We start from the raw sequence: 19777 nt of genomic DNA, 5'->3' as shown, positions 1-19777 counted from the left end.
TACAAAATTTTACGTTTTCCCGAAATCATGAAAAATAGATTGAACCTCTAAATTTAGGCATAAAAAAACCATTATGAAACATAATGGTTTTGAATAATGTGTTTTTAACAATTAAAAATCTTCATTATCAGGTATTACACCCTGATTGTTGATAGTAGTGGGCTGTGGTTTTTCTTCTTCTTTTTTATCCGTTTTCTTATTATTTTTATCAGCATCTTTCTTATTCGAAAAATTAATGTATTCCGGATTCAGATAGGAATCCTGCAATTCATCAGAAGAATTTTTCAGAGACCTTTCTAATTTGTGGCTTTTAAATATTTTATTGACCAGCTCACTGAAAGTATCAAAATCAACCTCATAGGAAATACCAACTCCCTGTGTATACCCAATTCCCTGACCTATATAATTGATATCATTTTCTTTGTTAAACAAACGCAGGTTCATTGACCCGTCTTCATTTACCCTGTAAAGTATTTCAATATCACCCACAATTGCCGATTCATTGACCCCGCCGACCGGTACACCAACCTTACCGTTTATAGTAATTCTCTCGTTTACCTGAGAGGTGATATTAGCCACAAACTGACCATCTGCCTCCTGTCCTATTCGTTTGTCTGCCGAGATAAAATTTAAATCAATATTGAATTTATCATTATCTGATTTTATAATTCCGCCCAGTAAACTGGCAGCTGTTTCGGCAAATGTTCCGGACAAATCGCTTTGGTTAAATCCATCCGGACTCATAAAGGATCCGGTCGACAGTAAATACAATGCCTGAGTCTGGCGTACATCTTTATCATCCAGCTTATACTGTATCTCTGATTTCAATACATTACTTACCGAAGGAAACTGAATATCAAAATTAGGCTCCGGACTTGTTAAATCTCCTCTTAGTCCTATGACTACTTCCACCGGTACTTTTTTATTGAAGGACGAATTATCCAGCAATACGGCAGGATTTGCAGACGTTCTGTAAACTGCTTCAAGATTCAGCTGGGCTTTCAGCGGGTTGCCTTCCCAAATAATGGATCCTCCTTTTTTAACGGCGAATTTTTTGTCAATTAAACCTCCGTATTTAAAGTTATAAGTTCCTTCATAAGCCTGGAAATCCCCCCACATATTAAATTTACCCAGTGTATTAATTTTAAACAATAGCGATCCGTATCCTTTACCTTTCATACCATGTCCGGAATTTCGGTCCAGAATCACTTCTACTTCTGCATCGGGTGTGATATCAAAATCAAATTCTAATTCAAGACCGCCATAATTTCTTGTCTTTTCGACAATACCGTTGGCCAGATTGTATTTCTCTTTTGGCGTTACAAAATGTATAAAACTGTTTTCTCCGACACTTTGCACATTATTAATAGGGATCTTGACCTCGGTGCCTTTTTCGGATTTGGCAGCAACTTTAATAAATAAATTTGACGTAGGTCCCGTAATACTGGCAGTACCATTAATAAAAGCTGTACCAAAATAAGCGGCATCATCGCTGTCTTTAGTATCAAGCGCCAGTAATCGTTTCGAGCTAATATTCAGGTCCAGTTTCCAGTCCCCAAAATTATGATGTTCGATACTACCATTCAGCAGACCTTTGGTGCCGTATTTAGTATCCGTGAGCTGGTTATTTCGAAACAGAAACTTCTCATCTGTTAAATCAATCACCGTTCGGTCGCTTAATTCGTAATCCGTATTCAGGTACGGAATCGTCATCCCTGCTTTTTCTACGTATAACCTTCCGTTGATTTCGGGTTTCTTAAGATTCCCTACAATCGCCGCATTACCCGAAACTGATCCTCTTATATTGGAAAGAACACCCGCTCCGACTGTTCCTAAAGTAGCCAGATTAAATCCTTCAAGTTTTAAATTCAGGTCTAAAAAGGTTTCTTTATTTTCTACTGCGAAAGTTCCTGAAGCTTTGAACGATTCCGTAAACCCATTATGTATAGACGAATTTATCGTAAACTTTTTAAAACTTTCATCTCCGGAGATATCAAAATCTAAAGTTCCGAGCTCCGTTTTATTCAAATTAAGATGATCGATGACCAGAGAGGCTGTCGGCTGATAAACATCTTTGTTCTGTTTGTAATTGACGGTTCCGTTCAGATTACCATTAAATACAAATTTCGAATTGAAGGGGGTAATCTTATTAATATCAACATCTTCAAAATTCAGGACAAGATCCTTGTAATCACTGCCTTTTAAAACACCATTCAGATCAATTTTCTGTTCTTCGTGCGAGAGTACAATATTATCAATGGTGAAATTTTTAAACTCTTTATCAAAAATAATCTGATTGTCTCTTTCGGCGTCTTCGTTCAGGTACCATAAATAGTCTTTAAATTTCATCTCCGACTTATGAATACCTACAATGTTATTTTTGTTTTTATCTATGGTGTGATATAAATTCAGGTTGTAATAATCCTCGCCTTTATTGCCACCCTTAAACTCAGAGCGCACAAACAGCGTATCATTCGAAGTAACATTAATCAGACTAAAATCACGAACCTTGTAATAAGGCGTCTTGATACTGTCCAATTCGATGAAGGCATTGTAAAGCGGGTTTTTATTGTCGATATTGATTCTGATATTATCAAAGGTATTTTGTGCCGCCGTAATTTTTTGGGATTTGAACCTGAACTTGAATTCTTTTAAATCCGAATCAATTTTACCAAGCAAAACCGTTGAGGAATCGATTTCTATATCGGGATATAACATTTCTACTACCTTATTATAGACATGAAGGTTGAAACGTAAAAACTGTCCTTTTTTAACTTTATAAGGTTTATAATTGGTATAAAGACTTCCAACGGAATTCATGACCAGTTTTTTTAATTCCTTAAACTGAAATTTACCGACGATTTTACCATTCACAACATCCGAAGAGTTTATGGTAATGGTACGTAATTTGTCGGCATCAAAATTAGAGTTGATCGTTACTTCTTCAAAAGCATAGGTAGATTTTGGATTTTGATATTCCGCATCCTTAATATAGATATTTCCCTGCAGGTTTTCAATAGAGTTTCCGGTTACTTCCACAATGGCATCCCCGGTAAAATGCGAAATAGAATCGTTGACGAATTTTAATTTTCGCAAATCTGCATTTTCAACATTAATATGGAAATCATATTTACTTTCGCGCTTGCTTAAATCAACCAGACCATCAAACGTAAGACTCAAATTGGGGTCGTTAACCGATAATTGTCCTTTATAATAAGGCAGTTTAAAATTACCATTTATAACAATATTATTGTACGTGTATTTATTGTAATCTAATTTGGAAATGTCACCTTTTACAATTGTATTCAGGTATTTTTCGGTAAAACCAACGCCATCCACATCCAGATCCAGGGTCGTTCTGCCAATATCCTTGCGCTGAAGTAATGCGCCGACATTAAAATTATCCAGGATTATATTTCCGGAATAGGACGCTTTATCGATAAAATCCATATTATTCATATGCAGATTAACCTGTCCATTTCCTAAATCGGTTATCATTTTAAAATCGGTTTCCAAAGCAGTTGTCGAAACTTTTGCTTTACCCACAATATTAAATCTGCCCAGCCTCTGAAGTTCTTTCGGAAGTTTTTTGCCCAGCACTACCGGCATCAGAGTAACCAGATTATGGTAGCTTGAAATCAGTTTATCAAACTTTCCGTTCATGGAGAATTTTTGATCTTTATTCCCTAAAAGATTTCTGAAATTAATAGTTCCGGCAATTTTTGATCCGTTAGTATCACTAAGCCTGAGTCGTCTCAAATTAAGATTGTTCAGGGTACCGTTTATTTTTGTTTTGATTTTAAAATGCTGATTCTTCCCCAATCCGTCATAAAAATAACGAATGTCGTTGGTAGCAATAGATGCAGAATCCAGCACTACGTTAAACTTAACCTTATCAGTAAAATTTAAAAAATCTTCTGGTTTATAATTCAGTATTGCCTGGCCGTAAATAGACGATCTTTTGGTTTTTATGGCCAGATTCTCAACCTTGATCTGCTTTTTGGTATAACTGAATTTCCCGGCAAAATTAGACACATACAAACCACGATGATCTAAAAAAGAAAACCTGTGAATAATTGTAGTAACATCAGGTCCGTATAGTTTAAAGTCACTGATATACGCATTCAGTTTTTTGAAATCGATAAAATTCGGTGTTTTTTTATTTTCATCAACTACGGTAAAAATCCCCTTGGAAATATAGGCATTTTTAGCAGTCAGTAAAAAGTGCTTATTTGTTTTGGAAGGCTTGTCGGAGTCAAATAACCGGATAAATTTATTGATATTGTTTTCGGTTTCGTTTTTATACGTTTTCAGGTTAAAGATTAAACCAGTCAGTCGAAGGTCCCCAAAAATCAGGTCGCCATCAAGCAGTCTTTTTACGCTTAAAATATCGGTGCTGATAATATCCGAATAAATTAGAACCTTATTGTGATGATCTAAAATCAAAACCTTCTTCAGTTTAACACCTCCAAAAATATTTACAGCCACTTTATCGATGCTGATCTTGGTTTTAAAATCAGAATTTAGCGATTCCGTTATATAAGTAGCAATTTTGGTCTGAACTACAGGCAAAGACAAAATGATAGCCAATGCCAACAAAAGTAAGATTAACCCAATTAGGGTCCTGGATATTATTTTCTTTACTTTTTTGATAGCTCTTTTATTTTAGTTTTCTTTTAAATTTATTTTGAACAGACAAAGGACGACTGTTTTGATAAAATTTCTTTAATTTTGGCGTTTACTTCAATCAAATAAATTTTAAAAATTTGATTTGTCAAATATAATTCAAAATTCGTGCCTTTATATGCAAAATTCAGAGGTTTTTATTCTTGCCATCGAAAGTTCATGCGATGATACTGCTGCTGCAGTTTTACATAACGATAAAGTACTCTCAAATGTTGTAGCCAATCAGTTAATTCACAATCAATACGGCGGTGTGGTTCCTGAATTAGCTTCAAGAGCCCATCAGCAAAATATTGTTCCTGTTATTGATGCTGCCCTTCGTAAAGCAAATGTACAAAAAGAACAATTAACTGCCATTGCCTTTACGCAGGGACCCGGCTTAATGGGGTCGCTTCTCGTTGGAAGTTCTTTTAGCAAATCATTATCCTTAGCCTTAAAAATTCCGTTAATTGCTGTAAATCACATGCATGCACACATTTTGACGCATTTTATAGAGGAAGAAGGTTTTGACAAGCCCGAATTTCCTTTTTTAGCCTTAACCATTAGCGGCGGACATACGCAGATTGTAAAAGTGAATGGCTTTTTTGACATGGAAATTATCGGGGAGACCACTGATGACGCTGTTGGGGAAGCTTTTGACAAAAGTGCCAAAATTCTTGGACTTCCTTATCCGGGTGGTCCGTTAATTGATAAATATGCACAGTTGGGAAATCCGAAAGCTTTTGCTTTTACAAAACCAAAAGTTCCGGGACTCGATTTCAGCTTCTCCGGATTAAAAACTGCGATTTTGTATTTCATCCAGAAGAAAAAATTAGAAAACCCGAATTTTATTGAAGAAAACCTAAATGATATTTGTGCTTCTATTCAGTATACGATTATCGAAATTTTGATGGACAAATTAAAATTAGCCGTCAAAGAAACCGGAATCAGACAAATTGCCATTGGCGGCGGCGTTTCTGCCAATTCAGGTATTCGAACCCGGCTGAAAGAAAGCGAAGGGAAATATGGCTGGAAAACTTTTGTCCCGAAATTCGAATACACCACCGATAATGCCGCAATGATCGGAATTGTGGGCTATCAAAAATATTTATCCAATCGTTTCGAAACTTCTGCTGTTGTTTCGAAAGCACGAATTCAATTTTAATTATGCAATTATTTTACAACCCTAATATAGACGAAACCACTGAAAGTTTTTCTTTCGATAAGGAAGAAAGCCGACACATCATAAAGGTTTTACGTAAAAAAGATTCGGACATCCTGCACGTCACCAATGGCCTGGGATTTTTATTTGAAACGGAAATAACGCTGGCTTCCGACAATAAATGTACCGTACAGGTACTTTCTGTAACAAAAGCCGTTCAGCCAAAATTTAAGCTGCATCTGGCTGTTGCCCCAACCAAGATGAATGATCGTTACGAATGGTTTTTGGAAAAAGCAACTGAAATCGGTGTTCAGGAAATTACACCTGTCTTTTGCGATCGTTCCGAGAGAAAAAACATCAATCCGGAACGTTTTGAGAAAATCATCCTTTCGGCCATGAAACAATCCAACGAGACATTTTTACCGAAATTGAATCCGGCGATTTCCTTCAAAGAATTTATAAAACAACAAAACGAAGGCTTACAATTGATTGCACATTGTGAGGAAACCGATAAAAAATCACTGAAAGAAGTTTTAAAGCCTAATGAAAATGTGACCATATTAATTGGACCTGAAGGTGATTTCTCGGAAAAAGAAATTGCACTGGCTTTAGAAAATAATTTCAAGCCTGTGGCTTTAGGAAATACGCGTTTACGCACTGAAACGGCTGCGCTAGTCGCCTGTCACAGTATTGTTTTTTTTAATGAGAACAATTAATTAAAGATAGTTTGCCGCCACAATTAGGCTGGCTTTGTCATTTCGACGAAGGAGAAATCATATAATGAATTAACAGTGCGTGCTCTCTGGATGTGATTTCTCCTTCGTCGAAATGACAGAAAATATTAAATTATTATGAAAAAAATATTTCTTTTGTTTTTACTCGTTTCCCTTTCCTCTTTTTCTCAGGAGATTGCTTTATTAAAATACAGCGGCGGCGGCGATTGGTACTCAAATCCTACTTCCCTGCCCAATTTAATCCAGTTTTGCAATTCGAACATTAATACGCGGATCAAAGCAAAACCTTCCACCGTTGAACCCGGAAGCCCTGATTTGCTTTCGTATCCTTTTGTACACATGACAGGACACGGAAATGTGGTTTTTAGCGACAGTGATATCAGCAATCTTCGGAATTATTTAACCGGCGGAGGATTTTTGCATATTGATGACAATTACGGAATGGACCATTACATTCGAAAAGAAATCAAAAAAATATTTCCCAATACTAATTTGGTTGAAATTCCGGCGAATCACGCTATTTTTCAGAAACCTTATCCTTTCCCGAATGGATTGCCAAAAATTCATGAGCACGATGGTACCCGCGCACAGGCTTTTGGGATTTTTATCGAAAACAAACTGGTGCTGCTTTACACTTACGAATGTGATTTGGGTGACGGCTGGGAAGATCCGGAGGTACATAATGATCCCGTTGCGGTAAGAGACAAAGCGCTTAAAATGGGCGCTAACATTATCAATTATATATTTACCAATTAAGAGTCAACAAGTGCAGCTTACCCACGAAGAAAATCAATTTGAAAGAAAAACGTTTCCCATAACGCTGGTTTGTGACCATATTTATTTCCAGCAGAATATCGGTTCGCTTTTTAGAATCGGTGAAGCATTTGGTGTGGAAAACATTATCTTTTAGGAAAAGATATCCCGCTGACACCCCGAAAAATAAACAAAACTTCCAGAAGTACACATCTTCATGTACCGCATTCCATTATTGAAGAAACAAGCGATCTCATCGCGTACCTAATCGAAAACAACTTCGAAATTATTGCCCTGGAAATTGCCAGCAATAGTAAACCCCTTAAAGAAGTTACAATTCCTGAACACAAAAAAATAGCACTTTTGATCGGAAGTGAGATTGACGGAATATCTGACGAACTGTTAAAAATTTCGAACCAGATTGTACACATAAACATGTTTGGTAACAACAGTAGTATGAACGTTGTACAAGCTGCAAGTATTGCTTTGTACGAAATTACTTCGTAAAAAAATAGTTGATTTTTTTGTAAGAACTAGACTATACAAGGGTTTGTAAAAATCTCACAAATAATTATTTGTAAATATTTTGTTACGTAAAGTTTTTGTTATAAAATTGTTACATTGTTTAACTAATCAACAATATTATAACAAAAACCCCTATTATTATGAAAAAAGTTCTTTTATCCGCAATTACAGCTTTGTTGCTGTTTTCTTGTCAAAATGACCAGACAGAATCAAAAGGTTCAGATGTAAGTGCAATTGCCCGCAGAGGATGCGCCTCTCAGGAAGTTTTAGAAGCCCAATTAAAAGCTGATCCGACATTAGCGATCAGAATGAATGAAATTGAAGCTTTTACCAACAAAGCTATGCTAACAGGTAAATTGGTAAATGGCAAGGTTCAAATTCCGGTTGTCGTAAATGTTCTTTACAGAACGACTGCTCAAAACATCTCTAATGCTCAGATTCAAAGTCAAATTGATGTTTTAAACAAAGATTTTAATGCCTTAAATTCTGATTACAATAGCGTTCCTGCTTTATTTGCCGGAGTTAAAGCTAACGTAGGAATTAGTTTTGTACTGGATCAGGTGATTAGAAAATCGACTACAAAAACATCATGGGGAACCAATGATGCTATGAAAAAAACAGCTCAGGGCGGTTTAGCACCTACTTCTCCAACAACAAAACTTAACTTATGGTCTTGTGCTATTGGTGGAGGAATTTTAGGTTATGCGCAATTTCCAGGCGGATCTTCGGCTACTGACGGTGTTGTAATTGATTCAAAATATTTCGGATTATCAGGTAGTGCAAATGCTCCTTTTAACTTAGGAAGAACCGGAACTCACGAAGTGGGACACTGGATGAATTTACGTCACATCTGGGGAGATGCAACTTGCGGAAGCGATTTAGTATCTGATACTCCAACCCACAATACTGCAAATTATGGTGTACCAGCTTACCCACATTACAGTACTTGTTCAGGAACTCCTGTTGAAATGACAATGAACTACATGGATTATACTGATGATAACGGAATGTACATGTTCTCTAATGGACAAAAAACAAGAATGGCTGCTGTTTTCCTTTCCGGAGGGCCAAGAGCTGCTTTTGGAATTTAATCCAAAAAAATAATGGTATGATTAAAAGCGGGATGTTATTTCATCCCGCTTTTTTTGTATTCCGGAATATATTCAAAAGCTTTTTGCCTATATTTACTCTAAAAATCAAACATGATCACATCTAAAATTATATCTAACGGAATTTTAAGAGCTTTGGCAACCATCCTGATTATTGGGATTGTTCTGTACTTCTTATATTCGATACAAACTGTAATTGTCTATTTATGCATTTCACTTTTATTGTGTCTTATTGCCAATCCGTTCGTACAATTTTTAAAAAATAAATTAAAATTCGGTAATTCGTTAGCGGCAACAACCACGCTCCTCCTGTTCCTGTTGTTACTGGTTGGTTTTATTTTCTTATTTGTTCCGCTGATTATCTCGCAGGCCAATAATTTATCTTTACTGGATACCCATAACTTACAGAAACAATTTATGGAAACGGAACGCAGTATTGAACTCTATTTCAATATTCCGCATGTTGATTTAAATAAAGTCCTTAAAAGTTCCAGGGTAACATCCATGCTTGATCTTAGTTATTTCACGTCCTTCCTTAATTCTATTTTAGGTTTTATGGCAGATATGGGAATGGGACTGGTATCTGTGTTTTTCATCACCTTTTTCTTTGTGAAAGATCAGGATGCTTTTAAAGCCACGGCCAGAAGAATTCTTCCGGACAGTAATGAAGAAAAAATCCTGAACTCGATTACCAAAATAAATCATTTTCTAACCCGTTATTTCATTGGTTTGCTACTGCAACTAACGGTGGTCTTTATTTTGTATTTAATCGTTCTGATCATTTTCGGAAATAAAAATGCTTTTGTCATTGCCTTTTTATGTGCCATCTTAAATATCATTCCGTACATTGGGCCAATTATCGGAACGATACTGGCAGGAATCTTAACGATGATTAGTATGATAGGAATGGATTTCCAAAGCGAAATCCTGCCCAAAACCATCTATGTAATTATTGGTTTTTTAGTGGTTCAGGCGATTGATAATAACATAAGTCAGCCTATAATTTCATCAAAAAGTGTAAATTCGCACCCGTTAGAAATATTCCTGATTACATTAATCAGCGGAATCACTTTTGGAATCGTCGGAATGATTATCGCTATTCCGGTTTTTACGATGATAAAAGTAATTTTAAAAGAATTTTTTCCTGACAACAAAATTGTCTCCGTATTAACCGAAAGAATTTAGCCTTGAACACTTCAATTTTAAGCAAACCTATTCAGGAATTTATAACCGAAAATAGTGGTGCTTCGATTTCAAAATTAGCCCTACAAAAAAATCCGTTTCCGGACGTGGACTGGATTTTAATTTTGAATCAGATTGAAGCCAAAACAAAAGCAAAAGACAAATTACCAACTTGGTTTTCAACAGAAAATATTATTTATCCCGGCAAAATTTCGGTTGAACAAACGTCTTCCGAACGTACTGCGGCTTACAAAGCTTCATTAATTTCCGGAGAAACCTTAATCGATCTTACGGGAGGTTTCGGTGTCGACGATTATTATTTTTCAAAAAACTTCAGGAACATCACGCATTGCGAGATCAGTGAAGATTTATCAGCAATCGTACAACATAATTTTGAACAGTTAAAAGTGGAGAACTGTACCTTTTATGCTGCTGATTCTACCACTGTTTTAAGTGACTCCAGCGAAAAATGGGACTGGATTTATATTGATCCCTCCCGAAGAAATGATGCAAAAGGCAAGGTTTTCATGCTTAGGGACTGCTTACCGAATGTACCGGAATTATTAGATTTTTACTTTGAAAAAACGGATGCTGTCTTAATAAAAACCGCCCCGTTACTGGATATTTCAGCCGGCCTTTCTGAATTGAAATACGTAAAAAACATTCATATCATCGCGCTTGAAAATGAGGTCAAAGAACTACTTTTCGAAATCCATAATAAATATTCAGGTCGAATAGCCATAAAGACGGCCAATATCCTGAAGGACAAAACCGAAACATTTGAATTCATCCTGGGTGACAATTCGAATTTTCCATCGTACCATTTACCTCAAAAATACCTGTACGAGCCCAATTCAGCTATTATGAAATCGGGTGGCTTTGATGAAGTCAGTACTATTTTCGAAATCAATAAGCTGCATAAACATTCCCATTTATATACTTCAGACGAACTAATCGATTTTCCCGGAAGAGTTTTTGAGATTGAAAAATCCATTTCGTACTCCAAAAATGAGATGAAAACGGAACTCCACAACCAACAGGCCAATGTGACCACCAGAAATTTTCCGGACACGGTAGAGAACATTAGAAAAAAATGGAAAATAAAAAATGGAGGAAATGTTTATTGTTTTTTCACAACTGATAAAAATGATCATAAAATAGTTTTAATTTGCAGAAAAATTACTTAAAAATGAAACAACTAATTACTTTAACTTTTTTTCTTTTAACCCTTACTGCCTTTGCCCAAAAACCTTGTGAATACAGCGTAAACGTAAACGACTCCATTGGTACTTATAAAGTAACAAATGAATACCTGATGAGCGAAAAATACTTTGGAGGCAGCTTCAGTTATGTTTTCTTTTCGCTCGCACAGACAGACGGCCTGCCTACTTTAAACTTACAGCTTATCCAGAAAAGCAAAGATTTTATAAAAGCAAATTGTTTCGACAAAAACTCAAAAATATTCCTTCAGCTGGAAAACGGCAAAATAGTAACGCTGATGCACATTAATCAGGAAAGCTGCGGTACGCTTATTCAGGATGAAAAAGATTTTAGCAATCGTGTCAATACCGGGATTTTTATGTTTATGAAAGACAATTACGAAGAGCTTAAAAAATCTCCGATCTCCATTATGCGAATTAAGTATTTAACCGATACGGAAGATTATATCGTAAAAAGAGAATTGACGTCTGAACTCAATGGCAAAGTATCGCATCCGAATACGTATTTCATGGAAAACATCAGATGCGTCGAATAATTAGTCACATTTCCATTTTTGGTTAGAAACAGGATCTTTCAGACCTGTTTTTAAATTATAATGCCACCATTCCGAATCAAAAGAATTGAAACCGCTTTGTACCATTACACTTTTAAGGTACTTTCTGTTTGCACGGACCGATGTCGGAAGCTTCTTAAAATTATGACCGGCCTCCGCTCCGAAAAAATCGAAATTGGTTCCCATTTCCAGTTCTGTACCTTCAGCATTCACCAACGAAATATCTACGGCTCCTCCTCTATTATGGATGGAGCCTTTTTTAGGGTCTGCCACATACTCCGGATTCGGCACAATCTCCCACATTTTCTCCTGAATAGACAAAGGCCTGTAGCAATCAAAAAGCTTTATTTTGCAGCCATTTTTCATAAATTCCTTATTGGCGGCTATCAGTGCTTTGACCGTCTTATACCGCAGCATGCATTCGGCACAATCATAGACTTTCGCTTTCAGGAAATTATCTGCTGTGGCGTATTTCATGTCATAAATAAAATCATCACTGTACTCTTTTAAGTTGACAAAGGTGGTATCGGCAACTTCAGGACTGCTGGTGTACGTTTCATTTTGGGCATTTACGGCAAAAGCCACTAAAAAAATGCCTGCAAAAAATATTTTTTTTATATCTGGATTCATGAAATTTCTGTTGTAAGGTAAATAATCAAAAAACGGATTTACGAATTTAAGGAAATTAATCTAAAGTGGATTCAAACGTAAAAAGTAAAAAGGCTGTTTCGGTATTATTTGTTTTTTGCAGCACAAAATTCCTTTTCAAAAGACATCTCGTCCCGCTATCCGCTGTATCTTTTGCTTTTTAAAGAAAAAAGCAAAAGGATGCCGCTGCTATCGGGGCTGGATCAGCGCTTTTTATTTTTAGTACAATCTTTGCAAAGCCATCCGATAATAAATTTGAACTGTAACAAAGGCATTAAATAATCGTCTTATCGTTACCAATTTATATAAATATGGAATCAGCGAAAAAAACAGCAAGAATAGCAGGTTTATTGTATCTCATCATTGCAATTACCGGTGCTTTTGGAATCATGTATGTTCCGACACAATTATTTGCGGGCGATGACATTAACCTGACTGCAAAAAACATTCTGGAAAACGAATTACTCTTCCGTTTTGGGATCTTTAGCAATTTAGTTTGTCAGACCGTTTTTGTATTTTTGGCTTTGACATTATACAATTTATTTAAAAATGTGAATGCCCATTTAGCCCGGACTCTGGTCGCGTTAGTCATTGTGGGTGTTCCGATTGCGTTTTTTATCATTTTTAATGAATATTATATCCTGCTTATCCTGAAAGAGAATTTTATGAACAACTTCCCTTCTGTTCAGCAAAATGCACTGGCGATGTTAAGCTTAAAAATGTATGGCAACGGAAACGTTATTATTGGAATTTTCTGGGGACTCTGGCTTATTCCGTTTGGGCAATTATCGTATCAGTCGGGGTTTATCCCAAAAATCCTTGGTGTGCTTTTGATTCTTGGCGGCTTATGTTATCTGATAGACACAACGGCCTTTATTTTATTTCCCGAATATCATTCCATAACCGGTATCTTAGTCGGAATTACATCTGCAACCGCAGAGTCTGCCATGGTTGGCTGGTTATTGATAAAAGGAGTAAAAACTAAAAAATGAATTTAAACTGGAGCGACGTTAATTGGATTTTTGAACCTGAAGGCTCATTAAGAGACATTTATATTAAAAATGTAAGGGCTGAAGACTGGATTGTATTAATAGATCATCTCAATCAAAACTATAATATAAGGTATGGTCCCAGTATTGAGAACAAAAGCATAAATAAAATAGATAAAGAGTACATTCTTAAATATTTTATTGATGAAACTGCAGAGATGGAAACAAAATCGGCATCTATTTTCATCGATAAGATAATGATAAACCTTCATTTTTTTTCTGATGAAGAAATAGAATTTGATATTGATCCCAAGGAAATAAACTCAAATAGTGATTTAGAGATTATTATTGAGTTTATGAATGATATGAGCCAAATTCTGAACAAAGAAGCAATTCTTACCGGTGAAGGAGAAAGTGATTATCCTCTTATTGCAGTAGACTATGGGAACAAAAAAATAGTATTAGTTACTAAAGAATGGATGTAAAATGCTTAATCGGCCATTAATTTTTTAATCTATCGAAAACTATAATTCCTTAAATTTGTTTTTACCCGTCGAAAAGAAATCCACTTTTTGATTCTGAAACGCAATTAAAAAAAAAGCCAACAACCTGCAAACAACATTTTAAATGATAATCATTAAACATTATATAGAAGATTTCTTCATTACTTTCAAAGGTTTTGAAGATTTCCAGCCCTGGGAAATTACCAATGACCTGAAACGTATTATTGAAAACATAATTCCAACCCTGAACGAAGATTACGTAATTACAGATCAGGTCGCTATTCATAAATCTGCCATTATTGAGGAAGACGTTACCCTAAAAAACCCGGCAATCATCTCCGCCAATTGTTATGTTGGGGCGCATGCCTATTTCAGGGAAGGTGTTTATTTAGAGGAGAATGTCCGAATTGGTCCGGGCTGTGAAATCAAAAACAGCATTATTTTTTCGAACACTGCAATTGCTCATTTTAATTATATCGGAAATAGTATTATTGGTAAAAATGTCAATTTCGAAGCCGGTTCGATTGCTGCCAATCATTATAATGAAAGAGAAAACAAAAAAATCTCTGTGCTTCATGATGCCCAAATAATCGAAACCCATTCCGAAAAATTTGGCTCACTGGTGGGCGACCATTCCAAAATTGGGGCCAATGCCGTCTTATCTCCCGGAACACTACTAATTAAAAAGTCTATTGTAAAAAGGCTTGAACTGGTGGAACAGGTGGTACCTACAGCCCAATAATATTTTCTTCTTTTAATTGACAGTTCATGAAAAAAGCATTAGACTATTTTGTATTAGATGTATTTACCGACAAGAGCTACAAGGGAAATCCGTTGTCTGTGGTCTTTACAGAAAATGAACTACCCTTATCTGATTATGAAAATATTGCCCGGGAATTTGGCTATTCTGAAACTTCTTTTGTAACCTATTCCGAACAAAAACAAACACTGTGTGTCAGGTCGTTTACACCAATTGGCTTTGAGGTAGACGGAGCCGGACATAATTTACTCGGGGCAGTGTGTGCAGCAATGTTAAAAGACAAAGATCTTTTTCCTGAAAATTCGCTGCAGCATGTAATCATGAAAACGGCATCGATTCCTATCTATATAAGCTTTAACGAACAAAATGAGTTACCTGTTGTAAAAATGCTGCAAAAACCGGCGGTTATCGGAGATTCAATTCCGGCTGAACAAATTGCACTAGCCCTCGGAATATCCTTAGAAGACCTCGATGTTAGAAATTTCGCTCCTGTTATTGTAAAAACAGAGGTTGCACATGCCATGATACCGATACAAAATATTGAAATATTAAATCTGATCAAACCCGACAACAAGCTGCTCATACAACTATCAAAACAATATGATTTTGAGGGATTCTACTGTTTTGCATTTACCGGCGAAAAGAATGGCACTATGGTCCAGACCCGTTTTTTTAATCCTTTGATAGGTATTGATGAGGATGCCGCAACAGGAACTGCCGCCGGTCCGCTGGCAGGTTTATTACTGCATAAAAAAATCATCGAGAAAAACAGCAGCTATCAGATATTGCAGGGTGTAAAGTTAAATCAGCCCTCCTTACTAGAAATAGCAGTACAAGATAATGGCGTATTGGTGGGGGGATCTTCTGTAATTACAATGGAAGGAAAAATTTATATCGAAGATTAAATCCTGAAAAATTGCATTACAAAATTTAGCGCATTTCTTTTAGTCTTTACTTTGCGACAATTTTTTCTTTATGATCTGAAGTCTGGCTTCAATTTCTCCTATATCACTCAAAACCGTAGTGTGATATTTTTCGTGTGGTTCATTAAGGGTATTTGGATCTCCATTATCAGCAGCAAAAAGATCATTCAGATCTACTTCCGGAAAATTCCTGCTTAAACTCATTAAAAATTCAGGGCTCATCTTAGCCGTTCTGTTCAAATATCTTCCAACCATAGCTTCACTAAAACCCATAATCAATCCTACCTCTTTTTGCTTAAGACCCTTCGCTTTAAAAAATCTTGCCAATTTTACATTATACATATTTATAAATTTTTATAATTTTAATTAAAATAAAACAATTCGTACATTTTTTCGGATAAAACGTATGTTTTGTATATTATTTTTCTTACATTTACATTCTAATGCAAGATTAAGTAATAAATATCAAATATATGTCAAAATTAGTAAAAAATAATAAGGATGATGAAACGTCTTCACACACTGTGCAAGCTTATAACTTTATAGATGAGTATTTGCCGTATACCTATGTTGAGCCAACGATTCAATATTTAAGCAGAAAAGGAATCAAAGCTCCGAGCAAAACTATTATCAGAAATGTAAGAAATAAAATAATTTTCAGGAACGACATTCTTCTTGCATTGGTTGAAGTTGCTAACGAAAACAAAGAAGCTGTTGAAAAAATAAAACTTTTAACGTCTCAGAAAAGTACTGACGAATGTTAATTTAATGAAGGCGAGTATGTCACACCAAAATCCAGAAACATCAAATGCTGTACTTATAGCCTTAGACTGCCAGGAGCTAACTTCAGCTAAAAACTGTCAGCAAGACCTGAGCGGTACAGAAATTTGCATCGATTTTAGTAAACCGCTATACGGAATGTCACCGGAGGAATATCTGGAAGGAGTCAGGAAACATAACGAATGCTTTTATAAGCTTAAACAGCTCTGATCCGGATTTAAGAAGTACTAAGAAAACCGCTAATTGAGTGGTTTTCTTAGTACTATTTTCGGGAAAAATCTACGTGTTCGAAAATTCAAAGATTAAAAAATCCCCATATTTTCAGGTTTAATGGTGAATCCCAGTCGTAACATGCTTTTATGTTCCTGATAATCAATTAAACTTTCTGTGTATCCTACAAACCATTGCAGTGTCAGATAATAATTTTCACTTTTATAAGGCCGCCAGTTTACCTGTGTCTGTAAGGATCCGTAATTGATAAGGCCACTACCCTTTCTGAAAAGGATATCGGCACTCCATCTTCCGGGTTGTATCTGGTAAGTGGCGCTCGCTTCACCGTAGCCCACATATTTGGTTAGTCCTGGGTTATCGTCTTTATCAACAAGCGGGATCCATCCTCTTAACCCTACAATCCATCGCGGGGAAACTTGTGATTTGAGCGAAAAAGCAAGCATGTTCCAGGTTCTGGAATAAATGGAATCCCTTCCGTTTGATTCGTGCTCAAAAGCAACCGATCCATAGGTCAGCCTTCCTCCTTTTAAATAAAAGGGACGTACCAGCGCCACACCGGGATTAAAATTAATTTCTGAGAAGGGTTTTGAGCTGGCATATATATCCCAAAAAGCTTTTTGACTGTACATCAGGTACGGGAAAAAACCACCCCATAATGGCTTTGAGTTTAATCGAAGCTTAAAACTTACCTGGTATTTTACATCTGCAGTATTGCGGGTAATGTCTGTATTGACTGGCACTCCTGTTAAAAAATAATTGTCTTTGTGAACCGAAAAACTAGGCTCTTTCAGCAGCGAATCGGCGGCGCGGAAATTTTTTTTAGGCTCTACTAGTTGTGAATTTGCAGTGATTGAAAACAAAACGAAGCAAATCAATAGGTATTTTAAATACATTCTTTAGGGTGTAAATTGGAGTTATCTTAAGTTTCGATACTAAGGTACGCTATTTCAATGACTGCAATTAACTCAATAAATACAAGAGTTAACCCAAAAACCATCTGCATTTTATTCGCCTATTACAACAATGTTTTTTTTCGGACATAGCTTCCTTAAAGACAATAGAAACTAATCGTGTAATCTGAGTATCTCATGAAATTTGATAACAGATTACGAATTTCATAACTGACTGCAAAACAGAACAGCACCTGAGTCCATTTTACCTGAAAAGGATTTGTACATTTTTATAAAACATACATCGCTTTTGAGTAGGATATACTTTGATCTGCACTTTCCATCTTGCTTTCAAACGCCTCATCTACCCTTTCCCAAAAAAACTAAAATTAACTTCTGACCAATAACCTTTTAGTAACAGTATCATAATATTTCCGGATAGTACGATTTCTCTTTTTAAGTACTTAAAAGTAAGTAAGAATTATAATTCAAAATATTTAGAAGTGCCATTTTCAAAAGCAAAGTTGCTACTACCGATAAGCATTTTTTAATTGTCTGCCGGTTATAGCTATCCCATAATTTATCAATTGAATTTTAAATAGGTTATAAACAATTAAACTAGAATTATGAAAAAACAGAATCCAAAAAAGATTTTAGGTAAGGTCTTCATTATGATGCTATCGGCTCTTACATTCTCCTGTCAGGACACAACATTGGAGGAAGCAGAAGTTACCGCTACGGTAAAAAAAGAACAAAATTTCAAAAAAATGAGTACAGCAGCAAGTTCTGACCTGGCCAGAAGATGGGCGCCTATCCACTACAAAGATGTAGATGCCACAGGAACTTATGCCGAAGGAGGGAAATCAGATTACCTTACGGCTATTAACTATGACAATGACTGGAACGGGGAAAACAACTGGAACAATCTTCCTGCTTATGCCAATTCTCTAGCCGCACATTGTTATTATTCGGTAGTAGAATCAAATACACATTACTTTATTACATATGCATTTTTCTCTCCGCGAGACTGGACAGATAATGCCCTTTTGTACCAATTAGACCAGCATGAGAATGATTTGGAAGGTGTTTTAATGATTGTCGAAAAAAATGGTTCTGCCTATGGTACCTTAAGAGGAGCTGTTACGGTAAGCCATTCCGACTTCTTTTCGTATGTACCCTCCGGAAGTTCTTTTGTAAACGGACTGGAAAGTATTGACGGAACATTACAAATGAGAGATTATAACGGGGAATTGCATCCTGTTACAGCCCAGGACGCTAAAGGACATAGTCTTAAAGCGTGGCCACAGCATGATATAGACGGAGATGGCATTATCTACTACCCTTCTGCAAGTGGAGTAGCACAAATACCATCTGATAATTACGACAACTATGTGGAGTATAAACTGGTCGATATTTTTGAAACCGGAGGATTATGGGACCAGCGATTCAACACCCAATTGTTTTCCAGCCCGGCCGGTGGATTTACAGGAAATGATTTTAAAACCGGTGGTGCCAACGCGCCATGGGCATGGAATGACGGAAATGATGCCATAGTACAAGGTGGCGAGTTTGCAACGGACCCAGCCAAATTAGCAGATAATTATTTTGATGGTGTGGGCAATTTTTCCCGTACTTACACTGATAATAAATATAATGCAGCAGCCGGGGGTATTGTAACCGTTTACCAAAATTGCAATTACACAGGTTATGCGATTGCTTTGCCTGTGGGAAATTATACATTGGCCCAGCTAAAATCGTATGGGGTTGTCAATGATGACCTGTCTTCTGTTCGTTTGGAAAATGGTTATAAAATTACCCTGTATCAAAATGACAATTTTGGAGGAGAAGCTGTTGTAGTAACAGCAAACAATGGTTGTTTAGGAGGTTTTAATGATAAAGCCAGTTCTGTAAAAATTAGTGCTCTTTAAATTTTCTTTTTATCTATCGTCTCTACATTAATTTTAAATTTATACAACAAAAAAGCCACTCAATAGAGTGGCTTTTGATTTTAACTGATGGAAACTTAATTATAATGAAATACTGAAATCGTTTTATTTATTGTAAATAAAATAATTCTATATTAGCTTCTTAAATTTCAATAAAAAATAAAGTACTGCCACAAACTCTTCTAATTCCTTCATGTCAAATATAA

General features: G+C 36.0%; 18 protein-coding genes and 1 pseudogene. 15 read left to right on the top strand and 4 right to left on the bottom strand.

The annotated features are described in order from the left end of the window. Positions 1 to 111: 111 nt before the first annotated feature. Positions 112 to 4599: a translocation/assembly module TamB domain-containing protein gene (locus D0817_RS12585; protein ID WP_238160866.1), complete on the bottom strand. Its 4488-nt coding sequence runs from the start codon at positions 4597 to 4599 to the stop codon at positions 112 to 114. A gap of 205 nt (positions 4600 to 4804) precedes the next feature. Between D0817_RS12585 and tsaD the strand changes: the two genes are divergently transcribed. The 8 genes and pseudogenes from tsaD (at position 4805) to D0817_RS12545 (ending at position 11883) form a co-directional block, all read left to right on the top strand. Then, entirely contained in the window at positions 4805 to 5827 is a 1023-nt protein-coding gene (tsaD, locus tag D0817_RS12580; RefSeq protein WP_127338723.1) for a tRNA (adenosine(37)-N6)-threonylcarbamoyltransferase complex transferase subunit TsaD, read from the top strand. 2 nt (positions 5828 to 5829) lie between these two features. Beyond that, positions 5830 to 6540, top strand: a complete 711-nt coding sequence (locus D0817_RS12575; RefSeq protein WP_127338722.1) for a 16S rRNA (uracil(1498)-N(3))-methyltransferase — start codon at positions 5830 to 5832, stop codon at positions 6538 to 6540. Between the two features lie 135 nt (positions 6541 to 6675). Then, complete coding sequence (locus D0817_RS12570; protein ID WP_127338721.1) at positions 6676 to 7314, top strand: DUF4159 domain-containing protein; 639 nt, start codon at positions 6676 to 6678, stop codon at positions 7312 to 7314. Between the two features lie 10 nt (positions 7315 to 7324). Further along, positions 7325 to 7818, top strand: a pseudogene (locus D0817_RS12565) (TrmH family RNA methyltransferase). Between the two features lie 158 nt (positions 7819 to 7976). Next, positions 7977 to 8927, top strand: a complete 951-nt coding sequence (locus D0817_RS12560) for a zinc metalloprotease (RefSeq protein WP_127338720.1) — start codon at positions 7977 to 7979, stop codon at positions 8925 to 8927. A gap of 111 nt (positions 8928 to 9038) precedes the next feature. Then, positions 9039 to 10130 carry an AI-2E family transporter gene (locus D0817_RS12555; protein WP_127338719.1) on the top strand — a complete coding sequence of 364 codons (1092 nt, stop codon included), beginning with the start codon at positions 9039 to 9041 and terminating at the stop codon, positions 10128 to 10130. Between the two features lie 2 nt (positions 10131 to 10132). Next, entirely contained in the window at positions 10133 to 11314 is a 1182-nt protein-coding gene (locus tag D0817_RS12550) for a THUMP-like domain-containing protein (RefSeq protein WP_127338718.1), read from the top strand. A 2-nt stretch (positions 11315 to 11316) separates the two neighbouring features. Beyond that, positions 11317 to 11883: a hypothetical protein gene (locus tag D0817_RS12545; RefSeq protein ID WP_127338717.1), complete on the top strand. Its 567-nt coding sequence runs from the start codon at positions 11317 to 11319 to the stop codon at positions 11881 to 11883. Here D0817_RS12545 and D0817_RS12540 read toward each other — a convergent pair whose 3' ends face one another. Further along, positions 11884 to 12531 carry a M15 family metallopeptidase gene (locus tag D0817_RS12540; RefSeq protein WP_127338716.1) on the bottom strand — a complete coding sequence of 216 codons (648 nt, stop codon included), beginning with the start codon at positions 12529 to 12531 and terminating at the stop codon, positions 11884 to 11886. A gap of 329 nt (positions 12532 to 12860) precedes the next feature. Here D0817_RS12540 and D0817_RS12535 point away from each other — a divergent pair, with 329 nt between their 5' ends. From D0817_RS12535 to D0817_RS12520, 4 genes are all read left to right on the top strand, one after another. Beyond that, a complete protein-coding gene (locus tag D0817_RS12535) occupies positions 12861 to 13541 on the top strand; it encodes a DUF4386 domain-containing protein (protein WP_127338715.1) in 681 nt (226 codons plus the stop codon). Continuing rightward, positions 13538 to 14023 (top strand): hypothetical protein, encoded by a 486-nt coding sequence (locus D0817_RS12530; RefSeq protein WP_127338714.1) that lies wholly within the window; start codon positions 13538 to 13540, stop codon positions 14021 to 14023. The genes D0817_RS12535 and D0817_RS12530 overlap by 4 nt, the downstream gene beginning before the upstream one ends. 142 nt (positions 14024 to 14165) lie before the next feature. Continuing rightward, entirely contained in the window at positions 14166 to 14783 is a 618-nt protein-coding gene (locus D0817_RS12525) for a DapH/DapD/GlmU-related protein (RefSeq protein ID WP_127338713.1), read from the top strand. A gap of 26 nt (positions 14784 to 14809) precedes the next feature. Next, positions 14810 to 15706 carry a PhzF family phenazine biosynthesis protein gene (locus tag D0817_RS12520; RefSeq protein WP_127338712.1) on the top strand — a complete coding sequence of 299 codons (897 nt, stop codon included), beginning with the start codon at positions 14810 to 14812 and terminating at the stop codon, positions 15704 to 15706. A gap of 39 nt (positions 15707 to 15745) precedes the next feature. Here D0817_RS12520 and D0817_RS12515 read toward each other — a convergent pair whose 3' ends face one another. Continuing rightward, the gene (locus tag D0817_RS12515) at positions 15746 to 16066 is read right to left on the bottom strand and encodes a helix-turn-helix domain-containing protein (RefSeq protein WP_127338711.1); all 321 of its coding nucleotides are present in this window, start codon (positions 16064 to 16066) and stop codon (positions 15746 to 15748) included. A gap of 131 nt (positions 16067 to 16197) precedes the next feature. Here D0817_RS12515 and D0817_RS12510 point away from each other — a divergent pair, with 131 nt between their 5' ends. Beyond that, a complete protein-coding gene (locus tag D0817_RS12510) occupies positions 16198 to 16488 on the top strand; it encodes a hypothetical protein (protein WP_127338710.1) in 291 nt (96 codons plus the stop codon). A gap of 16 nt (positions 16489 to 16504) precedes the next feature. Continuing rightward, the gene (locus tag D0817_RS12505; protein WP_127338709.1) at positions 16505 to 16714 is read left to right on the top strand and encodes a hypothetical protein; all 210 of its coding nucleotides are present in this window, start codon (positions 16505 to 16507) and stop codon (positions 16712 to 16714) included. Between the two features lie 92 nt (positions 16715 to 16806). Here the strand turns inward: D0817_RS12505 and D0817_RS12500 are convergent, their stop codons facing one another. Further along, a complete protein-coding gene (locus D0817_RS12500; RefSeq protein WP_127338708.1) occupies positions 16807 to 17628 on the bottom strand; it encodes a phospholipase A in 822 nt (273 codons plus the stop codon). Between the two features lie 623 nt (positions 17629 to 18251). Between D0817_RS12500 and D0817_RS12495 the strand changes: the two genes are divergently transcribed. Next, positions 18252 to 19553, top strand: coding sequence for a beta/gamma crystallin family protein (locus D0817_RS12495; RefSeq protein ID WP_127338707.1), 1302 nt, complete (start codon positions 18252 to 18254; stop codon positions 19551 to 19553). Positions 19554 to 19777 lie beyond the last annotated feature (224 nt).

Origin of the sequence: Flavobacterium cupreum (assembly GCF_003996965.1) — a bacterium.
GTDB lineage: Bacteria > Bacteroidota > Bacteroidia > Flavobacteriales > Flavobacteriaceae > Flavobacterium > Flavobacterium cupreum.
This window is presented reverse-complemented; position numbering and strand designations above follow the sequence as displayed.